This window comes from Bacillus jepli (assembly GCF_047238305.1).
Taxonomy (GTDB): domain Bacteria; phylum Bacillota; class Bacilli; order Bacillales; family Bacillaceae_L; genus Ferdinandcohnia.
Genome location: NZ_JBDFMO010000001.1, coordinates 1204123 through 1218375 on the forward strand (window position 1 = coordinate 1204123; position 14253 = coordinate 1218375).

Here is a 14253-nt window from a genome sequence, read left to right on the forward strand (position 1 = left end):
AAAGGAACATGCAGCATGAGAATTACGGATCTGTTGAAGAAAGATACGATTATTATAGAACTTTCTTCTTCATCGAAAGCCGAGGTCATCGACGAATTGGTCTCAAAACTTGATGAAGCTGGACGACTTCAAGATAGAGAACAATACAAACAAGCAATTTTAACAAGGGAAAGCCAAAGTACAACTGGAATTGGCGAGGGAATTGCCATCCCACATGCGAAGACAGCTGCGGTGAAAACACCGGCGATTGCGTTTGGACGCTCGACAAACGGAATTGATTATGAATCATTAGATGGACAGCCAAGTCATTTATTTTTCATGATTGCAGCAAGTGAAGGGGCGAATAATGCGCATCTTGAGACATTATCAAGCTTATCTTCATTGTTAATGGACGTTGGTTTTCGTGAAAAATTAATGAACGTACAAAGTCCAGATGAACTTATTCAAGTGATTAATGAAAAAGAAAGTGATACGGAAGAAGAAGAAGCGCCAATTGAGAAAAAAGAGGGACAGAAAAAGGTTCTTGCGGTGACTGCTTGTCCGACTGGAATTGCCCATACGTATATGGCTGCAGATGCATTAAAAGCTAAGGCAAAAGAGATGAACATTGACTTCAAGGTTGAAACCAATGGTTCAACAGGTGTGAAAAATGCACTTACCCCGGAAGATATTGATGAAGCAGTTGCGATCATTGTTGCTGCCGATAAACAAGTGGAAATGGCTCGTTTTAATGGCAAAAAAGTCATTCAGGTTCCTGTTGCTCAAGGGATTCGCATACCAGAAGAGTTGTTAACAAAAGCCGTTAACCAGGATGCGCTAACGTATCATGCCGAACAAACAACGAAGCAAAAAGCGGAAGGTGGAGAAAGAAGTGGCTTCTATAAGCACTTAATGAATGGTGTCTCCAATATGCTTCCGTTCGTTGTGGGTGGCGGTTTGTTAATTGCTATTTCATTTATATTTGGAATCAATGCGTCAGACCCTACTGATCCATCCTATAACCCGATCGCTGGAGCATTGATGACAATCGGAAGTGCCAATGCTTTTCAATTAATGATTCCTGTATTAGCAGGTTTTATCGCAATGAGTATTGCCGACCGCCCAGGATTAGCACCAGGGATGATTGGTGGTTTAATGGCGACAACGGGTGGAGCAGGATTTTTAGGCGGACTTATTGCTGGATTCCTCGCTGGTTATGTTGTGCTCTTAGTGAAGAAAGTCGTTTCAGGATTACCTTCATCATTTGAAGGGCTTAAGCCGGTATTAATTTATCCGTTCTTTGGAATTTTAATTACAGGCGCTGTCATGTACGTTCTAGTAGGTCCTTTAAAATATGTCATGGATGGTTTGACTGCTTGGCTTGAAGGATTAGGAACTGGAAACTTAATCGTACTTGGATTAATTTTAGGTGGAATGATGTCGATTGATATGGGTGGCCCTATCAATAAGGCGGCATTTACCTTTGGTATTGCGATGATTGATGCTGGAAATTATGCACCACATGCAGCAATCATGGCAGGTGGAATGACTCCACCACTCGGACTAGCCTTAGCGACTACACTATTTAAAAATAAATTTACAAAACAAGAACGTGAGGCTGGAAAAACAGCTTACTTTATGGGTGCGTCATTCATTACTGAAGGTGCCATCCCATTTGCAGCTGCTGACCCAGGACGTGTTATCCCATCAGCTGTGATTGGGTCTGCGATAACGGGTGCTTTAACAATGCTGTTTGGAATTGGATTACCTGCTCCACACGGAGGAATTTTTGTAATTCCGTTTGTGACAGGTAGCTGGATGTTATATGTACTTGCGATTATCATTGGTACAATTGTGACAGCACTGTTAGTTGGATTCCTAAAAAAACCGATTAAATAAGGATATGTACCCCGTGCTAAGGTGAGCACGGGGTTATTTTTTTATGAGAGTGAAATAGGATCATAGGTGATTACTTGATTAGTTTGGAGCAATTCATTTTTAACAGTGTCTGGGGTGAGGATGAAATGTCCGAGATTATTGTCGGTTTCAATAACAGAACCCTGGTTTGTTGATAGATACCTGATTTTTTCTTTCCATGTAAAATGGGCTGGACAAGGCTCCTTTCTTTTTTGCTTTACGATATCATAGGTGTCATCACAATATCGGTTGATTTCTTTGTTTTTTCGTTTTGCTGCATTTATTGTGACAATTGCTTTCATTAATCCGCCTTGCATGCCTGAAAAGCTCATATTGTTTATTGGACTGCTTGTAAATTGGTAGATGCAAAGATTTTCGCCGTTATTGAATTCGACATTGGTTTTGACTGCAGATGCGTAATGGACATCACCTGATAAAATAAAGCAATGACTAGGTTGCCACTCCTTAATCTGGTATAGGAGTTCACTAAAACCCTCACCGTTGTACTTCCATGATTCAAAATCAAATGCTGTTGTGACAGGGATCCCAATTGTTTTTAATGGATAAATATATCGATTGAGAAAAGATTCGATTAAGCCAATTCCATAGACAGGTGTTGGGGAAACAACTAGGAGCGATTCGCCGTTTTTCCATCCACTTGCGTATAAACTCTCTGTCGTTCTCTGCCAACCATGTTCACCGATAAGCTGTGGAGGACGATCCTTTTCTTTGATGTTTCGACCAAAGGAAACAGGAAGTGGGGAAGGATCGTATTTTCTCTGTGTCCGTGTATCCAGAAAAACTGAAGTAGGGTTTGTTGGTGCGACAAAATGCCATTCATCAAAATTCCAAAGTAATTCCTCCCAAGCCTCATGGGAATGTGAAGAAGTATCATAGGTTTTACTATATTTCCACATTTTCCAAAGAAAGGATTGATCAAATCGGTCAGGGTCATTTCCCCAAGCTTGAAACAACCAGTAAGCCATGAGTCCGTTGGCGATCACATGTCTTCCAAGGTTAGATTGGTATACACTGTTCTTCCAATGATGGCTAATATTCCAGTCATCCGTAATATCATGGTCATCGAAAATCATATATGTTGGAATATTTGCAAGTAATCTTCTCACCTTTGAAAGGGTTTGATACGTTTCCTTCACATCGGTCACATGCTCTTTATATTCTTTTTTGTAAATCTTTTCTTCTTTTTTTCGTTTGTTTTCTTGCTTCTTTTCGTATATGAAATAGATTTGTTCCTTCTGGGTAGCTTCTTTAAAAGATGGGAAATCATCACTGTCTATAAATGAATCCCAAAGCTCAGGTGACCAAGATAGTAAATATAAGGTTGCATATTCACCGAATGTCATCGCATGATTACATGAATGCGAGGAGGTAAAGTTGCAGAAACGTTCCATGATATATTGTCTCCCACGAGTTTGAAAGATTGATTTATTAAAAGGTTTCTCGTTAAGACGAGGCTCGATTTCAGTAAGCTTTTCACCTTTTCCAATAAGGTTTTTACCGGCTTCCACCATGAAAGGAAAAACCGGGTCTGGCACATCATCTGCATAAATTTGGTCACCCATTAAAAATAAGGTGCTAGGGCGTTTCTCAAGGTCAAGGAAATTCCTTTCAATCGTTTCGTCCCCTTGACTAAGGGCATCCTCACCTTTTCCATGAAGCTTACGACATGAACCATATAGGAGATTCGTCTGTTTTTGGCAGGGGTCTGGAATAAAAAAGCTTGGTAACGGAAGGTCCCCATACGTAATGGAATATGGTTGGTCTTTCCCTAAGAGACCGAAATCCTGTAGGTCTTGAATGTCACTATTCTTTTGAAAAAGGATATTATACCCAAGTAGTGTATCTACAGGAAAATGAGTTTCATGTGGTGCCAGTTTGATCAGGCTCATATAAAGTTGTTTCCCTGCACGAAATGTAGTCGCTTCAGAATCACATTTGATTTCATGGTACGAAAAAGTTGTACTCTCTTTATTTTCAAATTGGTACAGCTTTGCACCAAGTTTGTATCGTTTACTTAAAGCAATCCAAATATAGATATGAGAAGGCTCAACACGACGCAGGATTGGCCCCGATAAAATCGTTGGTAGATCCACTTGACTCACCATCCCATTTTGTTATTTCTATATAACTATTCAGGGGCCAAGGGGACGGTTCTTGTGGTTCTGGGAAAAGGGTAAATGGGGACAGTGTACATGAGTGGTGGAAAGAGTGTACCTCACCTGAAATAAACTATTTCGAGCGGCAAAATGGTTTGTCAAATTCAAGTGTAACAGCTTATAATTCGAGATAGGTATATGTCATAAGGAGAGAGTAAGATGATTCAACGTTTTTTTACATATTACAAGCCGCACCGGACGCTATTTTTAATTGATTTCAGCTGTGCGGTGATTGTGGCGATTTTAGAACTTGCCTTTCCACTTGCGGTGCAGTGGTTCATTGATTCACTTCTGCCAACCAATAACTGGTCAGCAATTGTGTGGGTGAGCATTGGATTATTAGTTTTATATTTAGTTAGTTCAGGGCTGCAATTTATCGTGGGCTACTGGGGCCATAAGCTTGGAATTAACATTGAAACGGATATGCGGCAGCAGTTGTTCCAACATGTGCAACGGCAATCCTTTCGCTTTTTTGATAACACAAAAACAGGTCATATTATGAGTCGGATTACAAATGATCTGTTTGATATTGGGGAGCTTGCCCACCATGGTCCAGAGGATTTATTCATTGCCATCATGACCTTTGTCGGTGCATTTTGGATTATGCTAACAATTAATGTGAAGCTGGCCTTAATCGCAATCATTGTTGTGCCATTTTTAATTTGGCTCATTGCATTTTCGAATGTCCGCATGAATCGTGCCTGGAAAGCGATGTATAGCAATATTGCCGATGTCAATGCACGGGTAGAGGACAGTGTTGCAGGAGCGCGAGTGGTTCAATCCTTCACAAATGAAGAATTTGAAATTGCAAGGTTTAAGGTAGACAATCGTAAGTTCCGCCGCTCTAAGCTTGGTGCCTACAAGGTAATGGGATCAACTTCTGCAGGGATCTATCTCATGACACGTTTGTTTGTGCTAATCGTGTTAATTTTCGGTGCATGGTTGAGTTTTAATGGAGACCTGACTTACGGGGAACTTGTCGGGTTTGTCCTTTACGCAAATGTTCTTTTTAAGCCGATTGATAAAATAAGTGCTTTATTAGAACTTTATCCAAAGGGTATGGCAGGCTTCAAACGATTTACAGAGCTTCTCGATATGGAGCCAGAGGTGGAGGATGCAAAGGATGCGGTGTCGGTTCCATCCCTTCATGGGGATATCGCGTTTGACCATGTCACTTTTGGCTATGATGAAAAGCAGGGTCCTGTCTTAAAAGATATTAATCTACAGGTTCATGCAGGTGAAACGGTCGCGTTTGTTGGTCCGTCTGGAGCAGGGAAAACAACAATTTGTTCCTTAATTCCACGTTTCTACGATGTAGATGGTGGTGCTATTTCAATTGATGGAATGGATATTCGAAAGATGACTAAGCAATCGTTGCGGTCACAAATTGGAATTGTGCAGCAGGATGTGTTCCTGTTTACAGGAACATTGAAGGAAAATATTGCGTACGGGATGCTTGGGGCAACGGACGAACAAATTGAGAAAGCAGCAAGACGTGCCCATTTAGAAGACTTTATCGCCGGCCTACCGGATGGCTACGAAACACAGGTTGGAGAAAGAGGACTTAAGCTTTCAGGTGGTCAAAAACAAAGGATTGCAATTGCTCGGATGTTCTTAAAAAATCCGCCCATTTTAATTTTAGATGAAGCTACTTCAGCGTTAGATACAGAAACAGAACAAATTATTCAAAAAGCACTAACAGAGCTTTCAAAAAACCGTACAACACTTGTGATTGCTCACCGTCTGGCAACTATTCGTAATGCAGACCGCATCGTGGTTGTTACAGAGGATGGTATAGCCGAGCAAGGCGGTCATGATGAGCTACTTGAAAAGGGTGGCATCTTCGCGAATTTACATCAAGTTCAATATCAATCTTAAAGGCTAGGAAATCCTTAAGTACTTTTACCGAGGGATTGATCTAGGGACAGATACTAAAAAAAGACTCGTGCAACACCATTGGGTGCACGAGTCTCTTTTTTATAATTTAAATGAAGTTTTCAATGAAACAATTCGGTTAAAGACGAGATGGTCTTCTGTCGAGTGTTTTGGATCCACATTGAAGTAGCCATGTCTAAAAAATTGGAACTTATCCTGTGGCTTCGCATCTTTCATGTTTGGTTCAACGAATCCATTTAAAATTTCAAGGGAGTTTGGATTCACATAATCAAGGAATGTTTTATTTTCTTCCTCATCCTCATTTTCTTCCGCATCTAAAATCAGTGGTTCATAAAGACGGAATTCAGCCGGCACCGCTTGTGTAGCCTCAACCCAGTGAATCGTACCTTTTACCTTACGACCCGTAAAGCCAGTACCACTCTTTGTTTCAGGGTCATACGTACAACGCAACTCAACTACATTTCCTTCCTCATCCTTGATGACTTCTTCACATTTAATGAAGTAAGCATGCTTTAGACGTACTTCATTACCTGGGAAGAGGCGGAAGTATTTCTTCGGTGGATTTTCCATGAAATCCTCTTGTTCGATATAAATTTCACGAGAAAATGGAATTTGTCTTATCCCCATATCTGGATTTTCAGGGTTAATCTCGGCATCGAGCATTTCCACTTGACCTTCCGGATAGTTCGTAATCACGACTTTAAGTGGGTTAATGATACCCATTGTACGTGGTGCTTTTAACTTTAAATCTTCACGAACGAAATGCTCAAGCATTTGTGTATCAACGGTACCGTTGTTTTTCGCGACACCTAACTCACGCAAGAATGTACGGATTGCCTCAGGTGTATATCCTTTTCTTCTTAGCCCAGAAATGGTTGGCATGCGAGGGTCATCCCATCCGTCCACATGTCCTTCCTCTACAAGTTGCTTCAACTTACGCTTACTCATTACAGTATTTGTTAAATTGATACGACCAAATTCAATTTGTTGAGGTTTACTTTCCATTTCACATTGCTCAACAACCCAATTATAAAAAGGACGTTGATCCTCAAACTCAATCGTACATATAGAGTGAGTTACACCCTCAATTGCATCCTCAATTGGGTGAGCAAAAGCATACAAAGGATAGATACACCATTTATCACCTGTATTATGATGAGTTGTATGTGAAATTCGGTAAATAACAGGGTCGCGTAAATTAATGTTCGGAGACTTCATGTCAATTTTTGCACGTAATACTTTTTCACCATTTCCGTACTTGCCTGCACGCATGTTTTCAAATAACTCAAGGTTTTCCTCAATCGTGCGGTCACGGTATGGACTTTCCTTTCCAGGCTCTGTTAGAGTTCCGCGGTATTCACGGATTTCATCTGCGCTTAAATCATCCACATAGGCAAGGCCTTTTTTAATGAGTAAAACAGCCCGGTTATACATTTCTTCAAAGTAATCCGAAGCAAAAAAGAGACCGTCCCAATCATATCCAAGCCATTTTACATCCTCTTTGATTGAGTTTACAAACTCAATATCCTCTTTCAAGGGGTTTGTGTCATCAAATCTCAGGTTTGTTCTTCCCTTAAATTCATCCGCAAGGTCAAAATTTAGAATGATTGATTTGGCATGTCCGATATGTAAGTACCCATTTGGTTCTGGAGGAAAACGGGTAACGACATGATCGCGTTTTCCTGTTTCTAAATCATCGATTATAATATTTCTAATAAAGTTTGAAACGTTATTATTGTCCACGCTTATAACCTCTTTCGTTATCCTGTACTAAACGTTCAAAAATCACAATCGGTTCGTTTCTTTTTGAACATCCTCTATAATGGATGAATATATCATAAATCCAGAAGAATTACCATTATTCTCATGTTTACCAAACTTTAAGTTGATTATGAGGCTGTCTTTCATATAAGCTTTACAATATGTTATTTTTTAATCATGGAGCGGTGTTTTATGGAAAAAAAGAGTGAAGTCGTGGAAATCTGCTTGTTAGCAGGAAAAATAATGCTTGAAAGTGGAGCCGAGACGTATCGAGTAGAGGATACGATGAACCGAATGGCCGCAGCATTTGGGATTTTATCATCCCACAGTTATGTGACACCAACTGCCATTATGTTTTCGACGAGTGATACAGAACCTACTAACTTAATACGCATTAATGAGCGTTCAACCGATTTAGAAAAGGTAACCCTAGTGAATAGCATTTCACGCAAAATCAGCAGCGGGGATTTAACCCTTCAGGAGGCAAAGCGTGAGCTAGACGACCTTTCAAAAAAGGATCTTTCTTATCCCGTTTGGATTCAGATTCTTGCAGCAACTCTTGCTAGTGGCTGTTTTACAATCATGTTTCTTGGAACCTGGACGGACTTTTTACCAGCATGTGTTGCGGGAGGAGTAGGATTTGCCTTTTTTATCTATCTTCACCGGTTGATTCGAATCAAATTCTTTGCGGAATTTTTGGCTTCGTTTTTAATAGGGATGGTTGCCTATCTATTTATCAGGACAGGGATAGGAGCAGAGCTTGATAAAATTATTATCGGATCTGTGATGCCACTTGTTCCTGGTTTACTGATTACAAATGCAGTTCGTGACTTGATTGCAGGACACCTCGTTTCTGGAATTTCAAAGGGGGCAGAAGCGTTTTTAACTGCCTTTGCAATTGGAACGGGAGTAGCTGTGGTCCTTGCAGTTTTCTAAGATGAAAGGAGTTTACAATGCTTGCTCATTTGTTTACAAGCTTAATTGCTTCTAGTACATTCGGGATCATCTTCAATGTTCCAAAAAAGTCCCTTTTAAAATGTGGACTAGTTGGGATGATTGGTTGGATGTTGTATATCTCTTTATTTTTGAGGGGCGTTGATGCGGTTTATGCCTCGCTTGCTGCCTCCGTTTTGGTTGCAATCATCAGCCATATTTTTGCGAAAGTATATAAAAATCCAGTTATCATCTACAGCATCGTCGGAATTATCCCGTTGGTGCCAGGCGGAATTGCATATGACGCGATGAGGAACTTTGTTGAAAATGACTATTCTACAGCTTTGCCACTAGCGGCAAGAGCTTTTATGATTTCAGGTGCCATTGCATTCGGGCTCGTCATATCAGAGGTATTGAATCAGTTGATTATTAGAAGAAGAAAAAAAGTGTAGTTTGAAGCCACTAGGAAATCGATTTCCAGGTGGCTTTTTTTGGGGCGTGAGGATCCTTGTTGGCTAAAGTCGATAGAACTGGATTAAAATCGATAGAACTAGAATAAAGTCGATAGAACTGAAATAAAATCGATAGAGCCATGATTCGCCAAAGAATTTCCGCAAATATGTAGGATTTTTGGCATACTCATAGAAAGTAATGAGTAGGATTCAAATGGAAAGGAGATGTGTATGAGCAAAAACGATGGTATTTACGATGATTTATCAAAGGACATGACGTATGGAGATTATCTTCAGTTAGATTCTTTACTTTCAAGCCAGCATCGACTGTCTGAACATCATGATGAGATGCTGTTTATCATCATTCACCAAACAAGTGAGCTGTGGATGAAGCTTATTTTACATGAGGTCAATGCGGCAAAAGCGTCTATTTTAAAAAATGACCTTGAGCCTGCGTTTAAAATGTTATCAAGGGTCTCACGCATTCAGCAGCAATTGATTCAATCATGGGATGTTCTATCAACATTAACTCCATCAGAGTATATGGAATTTAGAGGTGAACTCGGAAAATCCTCAGGCTTCCAGTCCTATCAAAATCGGCTAATTGAATTTGCGTTAGGACATAAAAAGCCAAATGTACTCGGTGTATATAAGCATCAACCTGAAGTTTACAAGCAGGTTGAGGCTGCGCTCAGAGAAAAGAGTATTTATGATGCGGCAATTCTTGCCCTTTCAAAGAGAGGCTTTACGATTGACAAAACCTGCCTTGAAAGGGATTGGACGGAGGATTATAAGGCAAGCGAAAGCATCGAACATGCTTGGCTTGAAGTCTATCAAAATGTGGATAAATATTGGGATTTCTACGAGCTTGCGGAGAAGCTAGTGGATATTGAATCCCATCAACAGAAATGGTGCTACAACCATATGATTACCGTCGAACGAATTATCGGGTACAAGAGGGGGACAGGTGGCTCAGCAGGTGTCGAGTATTTGAAGCAGGTCATGAACCATCGGTTTTTCCCGGAATTGTGGAATATACGGACGAGACTATAGAGGAGTATAACTCAAAAATGGACATTCAAATTCGAGAGGTTTCAAAAGAGGAAGAAGAGGTCATGCATAACCTCATGCAATTTTATATATACGAATTTACAAAGTATATGAGTACGATAAGGATAAAAGATGATGGTTGTTTTGACAGGTTTAATCTTGATGATTATTGGACGGGTCGAAACCATCACGCTTATTTTGTAAGAGTGGATGGTTTGCTTGCAGGCTTTGTATTAATGCAAAGCGAAACAGAAGAGGAACCTAATTCGATAGAAGAATTTTTTATTATGAGAGGTTATGAGGGAAAAGGAATTGGGTCAAATGTTGCCGAGCAAATCTTTGCTATGTTTCCTGGAAGGTGGCATGTGAGACAGTCAGAGAAGAATGAGCGAGCCCGGGCGTTTTGGAGAAATATTATTTCAAAAAGTACAAAGGGTAACTTTACGGAACGATTTGATGAAAGAAACTGTTCGATTCAGGAGTTTACCATATAAGTTGTCTAGATAAAAAAGGAGTTTACCGCGAGGAGAACTCCTTATTTAATGACAAAATGATCAAACGGCAAGTAATAAACGGGGTAATGATCTAGCTGTTCAAAGCCAACCTTCTTTGCAATCGCAATGGAGTCCTTGCGAAATGACTCTGTTGTCCAGTGCGGGTTTCCGCCTCGACTCAGACATTCCTTAATAAAGGCTCTTGCCATTACTGTAGCAAGTCCTTTTCTGCGATGACTTGGGTCATATGTGTTAATTCCAATCTCGTATTCATTTTTCGACACAAAAACAGACAAACACGTTCCGATAATAGTTGACCCATGGACGACGGCACATCCCAAGCCTTTTTGAAAGAATGTATCCAAGGATTCTCCCCAAAACTTCGTGATTTCATTTTTAACGATGTTGCTTTCATCCCAATCAATAAGGTCCTTATTAATTACTTTTAACTCATAGCCCTCAGGAATTACCCTCGTATCGTTTGGGGTAAACCATTCTTTATGAAAAACAAAAGGAACACGTTCACCTTTCAGTAGAGGAACTCGTGTGAAAATGGATTCAATAGATCCATTCCATTGATGATTTGGATAGATTTCGAGATTTAATGTATCTTCCTCAGGGAGTGCCTCGACCCTGATCACGGATGCAATATATTCCTCAAGTTCAGAATTAAACTCCTGATTATCAACTTTTCCACAAAGATAGAACATCTCATTTTTCGCCCAAATAAAGACTGTTTCGGGGTGATTCTGATTGTCTACAAAAATCTCTCCTGGATTGTTCCCATCAATAACACCATTAATAACTGGATGGTTCGCTAAGCCCGGAAGAAGTGGTTTTACTAGTTTGAAATTCACTTTTTTTAGCTTAACAATCATTTACCCCACGACCTTTTCCAATTCAAATACCCTTGTATATTCATTTTATTATAATGGATTCCAACATCCTAAAGAATAAATATTTTTCGAAGTTACTAAAATTCCTTTTGTACTTGAAAGAATTGTGTAAAATAAAGAGGAATGAACTGTACTGGAGGAAATGTCATGGTGACGATGAAGGAAATTGCGAGACTGGCGAATGTGTCGAGTGCGACTGTTTCGCGCGTGCTGAACAATTCAGGGTATGTAAGTGATGATGTTCGCAAGCGTATTTTAAAAATTATAGAGGAAACAGGCTATATACCAAGTGAGCACGCAAAAGCATTGCGGACCAAGCAATCCAATGTCATTGGTGTCATTTTACCAAAGCTGAGCACAGAAACAGCAAGTAGGATCGTTAATGGAATCAGTGAAGAACTTGCAAAACACGGCTATCAAATCTTACTTACAAATACAAATTTGGATCCGAGAAAAGAAATCGAATATGTGAAACTTTTAAAAAGCAAACAGGTTGATGGGATTATTTTGCTTGCAACTAATCGAGGCGAGGAACTGTTAGAGGAGATCCAAAAACTACGCATTCCATTTGTTGCGACTGGTCAGGAGATGGAGGGGATACCTTCTGTCATTAATAATAACTTTCAAGCAGCAAAGGAAATCACGAATCTGTTAATAGAAAAAGGTCATCGGAGTATTGCATTTATTGGTGTAGATGAGACGGATTATGAGGTTGGATACAAGCGGAAAGCCGGATACTTAGCAGCATTGGAAGAAAATCAGCTACCTGTCGTCAACAAATGGCTCGGAAAAGCAGAATTTACAATCGAGTCAGGATATTCGACAGCTAAGAAAATTTTTGAAGCTTCTACCGAAAAACCAACTGCCATTGTGGCTGTAACTGACCGTTTGGCGATTGGAGCAATGGAATATTTAAAAGAACAGGGCTTGGAGGTTCCGAATGATGTAGCCTTAACCGGTATGGGTGCATCTGATTTATCAAGGTATGTTTCTCCAAAATTAACGACCGTTGATTTTCTTAGTGAGTATACAGGCGCTGAGGCAGCTAAGACATTGTTAGAAATTTTACAGGAAGGGACTTCCATAGAAAAAAAACAAATCGACTATAGACTAATAATTCGAGATAGTATATAATCAATCTCGTAACGAATGTGTAATCGATTACACAAAAGAACCTTTAAATTTTTTTAACGGAATGTGTAATCGATTACCTATTCTTTAGATGCATATGTAATCGATTCCATACAGACAATATTTTTTAGGGGTGATTCTAAATGTCAGAAAATCGTCGAATTGCAGAAGAAATTATCGAAGCAGTTGGGGGGAAAGAAAACATTCTTTCTGCTGCACACTGTGCAACAAGATTACGAATTATGGTTCAAGACAAAGAAAAAATCAACCAGGAAAAGGTTGAAAATGTAGATAAGGTTAAAGGTGCATTCTTTAACTCTGGTCAGTTCCAAGTCATCCTTGGTACGGGAACAGTAAATCGGATTTATGAAGAGGTTGAAAAGATTGGAATTGAAACAACTACAAAATCAGATCAATCAAAAGAGGCGGCGAAAAGCGGAAATGCTTTTCAACGTGCAGTTCGCTCATTCGGTGACGTGTTTGTCCCAATCATACCTGCACTAGTTGCAACAGGTCTGTTCATGGGTGTTCGTGGATTAGTGATGCAAGAGCAAATTCTAGCATGGTTTGGTTTAACACCCGCGGATATCCCTCAAAACTTTATTTTATTTACACAAATCTTAACAGATACAGCCTTTATTTTCTTACCTGCTCTGGTCGCATGGTCCACATTCCGTGTGTTTGGGGGTAATCCAACGATCGGACTTATACTTGGTTTAATGCTTGTTAGCCCTTCCTTGCCAAATGCATGGGGAGTTGCAGGCGGTGACGTTGAACCTATCAAATTCTTTGGATTCATACCAGTAGTTGGTTACCAGGGTTCCGTTATTCCGGCTTTTATCACTGGTATTGTTGGGGCAAAGCTTGAAAAATGGATCCGTAAACGTGTTCCAGAAGCACTAGATTTAATTGTGACTCCATTTTTAACATTACTCATCATGATTGCATTAGCTCTATTTGCAATCGGACCAGTGTTCCATACAGTTGAAAATGTCATATTAGATGCAACAGTGGCTGTACTTGAATGGCCATTTGGTTTAGCAGGATTAATCATTGGATTCCTTAATCAGATTATTGTTGTTACAGGTGTCCACCACGTCTTTAACCTATTAGAAATTCAATTACTTGAAAAATTCGGATTCAACCCATATAACGCCATTGTCACGTGTGCAACGGCAGCTCAAGGTGGAGCGGCTTTAGCCGTAGGATTAAAAACAAAATCAGTAAAATTAAAAGCTTTAGCCTTACCATCTACCTTATCTGCATTCTTAGGAATAACAGAGCCTGCGATTTTCGGGGTTAACCTTCGTTATGTGAAACCATTTATCATGGGACTCATCGGCGGTGGTGTTGGAGGCTTCTTAGCTTCAATCCTTGGTCTTAAGGCGACCGGAATGGCAATCACGGTAATCCCGGGTACATTGCTATATTTAAACGGACAAATATTACTTTATATCCTAGTGAACGTAGTAGCCATTGCTGTTGCCTTCGTTCTTACTTGGATGTTCGGGTACTCAGATAAAATGCAAGAAAAAACAGAAGGCAAGTAATCACTTGCCTTCTTTAC

Annotated in this window: 11 protein-coding genes; 8 read left to right on the forward strand and 3 right to left on the reverse strand. The window is 39.9% G+C overall.

The window, feature by feature from the left end; all coding sequences use genetic code 11:
* Positions 1 to 15: 15 nt before the first annotated feature.
* Complete coding sequence (locus ABC371_RS06120; RefSeq protein ID WP_412895976.1) at positions 16 to 1878, forward strand: PTS fructose transporter subunit IIABC; 1863 nt, start codon at positions 16 to 18, stop codon at positions 1876 to 1878.
* Positions 1879 to 1919: 41 nt separating this feature from the next.
* Here the strand turns inward: ABC371_RS06120 and ABC371_RS06125 are convergent, their stop codons facing one another.
* The gene (locus tag ABC371_RS06125) at positions 1920 to 4010 is read right to left on the reverse strand and encodes a metallophosphoesterase family protein (protein ID WP_412895977.1); all 2091 of its coding nucleotides are present in this window, start codon (positions 4008 to 4010) and stop codon (positions 1920 to 1922) included.
* 222 nt (positions 4011 to 4232) lie between these two features.
* On the opposite strand from ABC371_RS06125, the gene ABC371_RS06130 reads away from it, so the two are divergent.
* Positions 4233 to 5951 carry an ABC transporter ATP-binding protein gene (locus ABC371_RS06130; protein WP_412895978.1) on the forward strand — a complete coding sequence of 573 codons (1719 nt, stop codon included), beginning with the start codon at positions 4233 to 4235 and terminating at the stop codon, positions 5949 to 5951.
* Between the two features lie 99 nt (positions 5952 to 6050).
* On the opposite strand, the gene ABC371_RS06135 is transcribed toward ABC371_RS06130, so the two are convergent.
* Positions 6051 to 7712, reverse strand: coding sequence for a glutamine--tRNA ligase/YqeY domain fusion protein (locus ABC371_RS06135; protein ID WP_412895979.1), 1662 nt, complete (start codon positions 7710 to 7712; stop codon positions 6051 to 6053).
* A gap of 210 nt (positions 7713 to 7922) precedes the next feature.
* Between ABC371_RS06135 and ABC371_RS06140 the strand changes: the two genes are divergently transcribed.
* The 4 genes from ABC371_RS06140 to ABC371_RS06155 all read left to right on the forward strand — a co-directional run bounded on the left by ABC371_RS06140 (position 7923) and on the right by ABC371_RS06155 (position 10659).
* Complete coding sequence (locus ABC371_RS06140; RefSeq protein WP_412895980.1) at positions 7923 to 8666, forward strand: threonine/serine exporter family protein; 744 nt, start codon at positions 7923 to 7925, stop codon at positions 8664 to 8666.
* 17 nt (positions 8667 to 8683) lie between these two features.
* A complete protein-coding gene (locus ABC371_RS06145) occupies positions 8684 to 9115 on the forward strand; it encodes a threonine/serine exporter family protein (protein ID WP_412895981.1) in 432 nt (143 codons plus the stop codon).
* A 231-nt stretch (positions 9116 to 9346) separates the two neighbouring features.
* Entirely contained in the window at positions 9347 to 10168 is an 822-nt protein-coding gene (gene kynA, locus ABC371_RS06150; RefSeq protein ID WP_412895982.1) for a tryptophan 2,3-dioxygenase, read from the forward strand.
* Positions 10169 to 10185: 17 nt separating this feature from the next.
* Positions 10186 to 10659 (forward strand): GNAT family N-acetyltransferase, encoded by a 474-nt coding sequence (locus ABC371_RS06155; protein WP_412895983.1) that lies wholly within the window; start codon positions 10186 to 10188, stop codon positions 10657 to 10659.
* 41 nt (positions 10660 to 10700) lie between these two features.
* Here ABC371_RS06155 and ABC371_RS06160 read toward each other — a convergent pair whose 3' ends face one another.
* Entirely contained in the window at positions 10701 to 11537 is an 837-nt protein-coding gene (locus tag ABC371_RS06160; RefSeq protein ID WP_412895984.1) for a GNAT family N-acetyltransferase, read from the reverse strand.
* Between the two features lie 165 nt (positions 11538 to 11702).
* On the opposite strand from ABC371_RS06160, the gene ABC371_RS06165 reads away from it, so the two are divergent.
* Both ABC371_RS06165 and ABC371_RS06170 read left to right on the forward strand, forming a co-directional pair.
* Positions 11703 to 12689 (forward strand): LacI family DNA-binding transcriptional regulator, encoded by a 987-nt coding sequence (locus ABC371_RS06165; protein ID WP_412895985.1) that lies wholly within the window; start codon positions 11703 to 11705, stop codon positions 12687 to 12689.
* Between the two features lie 140 nt (positions 12690 to 12829).
* Positions 12830 to 14236 carry a sucrose-specific PTS transporter subunit IIBC gene (locus ABC371_RS06170; protein ID WP_412895986.1) on the forward strand — a complete coding sequence of 469 codons (1407 nt, stop codon included), beginning with the start codon at positions 12830 to 12832 and terminating at the stop codon, positions 14234 to 14236.
* Positions 14237 to 14253 lie beyond the last annotated feature (17 nt).

Excerpts from the sequence above, each read along its gene's own strand:
- ABC371_RS06120 (WP_412895976.1), top strand. The coding sequence starts at position 16 with ATGAGAATTACGGATCTGTTGAAGAAAGATACGATTATTATAGAACTT.
- ABC371_RS06130 (WP_412895978.1), top strand. The coding sequence starts at position 4,233 with ATGATTCAACGTTTTTTTACATATTACAAGCCGCACCGGACGCTATTT.
- ABC371_RS06140 (WP_412895980.1), top strand. The coding sequence starts at position 7,923 with ATGGAAAAAAAGAGTGAAGTCGTGGAAATCTGCTTGTTAGCAGGAAAA.
- ABC371_RS06145 (WP_412895981.1), top strand. The coding sequence starts at position 8,684 with ATGCTTGCTCATTTGTTTACAAGCTTAATTGCTTCTAGTACATTCGGG.
- kynA (WP_412895982.1), top strand. The coding sequence starts at position 9,347 with ATGAGCAAAAACGATGGTATTTACGATGATTTATCAAAGGACATGACG.
- ABC371_RS06155 (WP_412895983.1), top strand. The coding sequence starts at position 10,186 with ATGGACATTCAAATTCGAGAGGTTTCAAAAGAGGAAGAAGAGGTCATG.
- ABC371_RS06160 (WP_412895984.1), bottom strand. The coding sequence starts at position 11,537 with ATGATTGTTAAGCTAAAAAAAGTGAATTTCAAACTAGTAAAACCACTT.
- ABC371_RS06165 (WP_412895985.1), top strand. The coding sequence starts at position 11,703 with ATGGTGACGATGAAGGAAATTGCGAGACTGGCGAATGTGTCGAGTGCG.
- ABC371_RS06170 (WP_412895986.1), top strand. The coding sequence starts at position 12,830 with ATGTCAGAAAATCGTCGAATTGCAGAAGAAATTATCGAAGCAGTTGGG.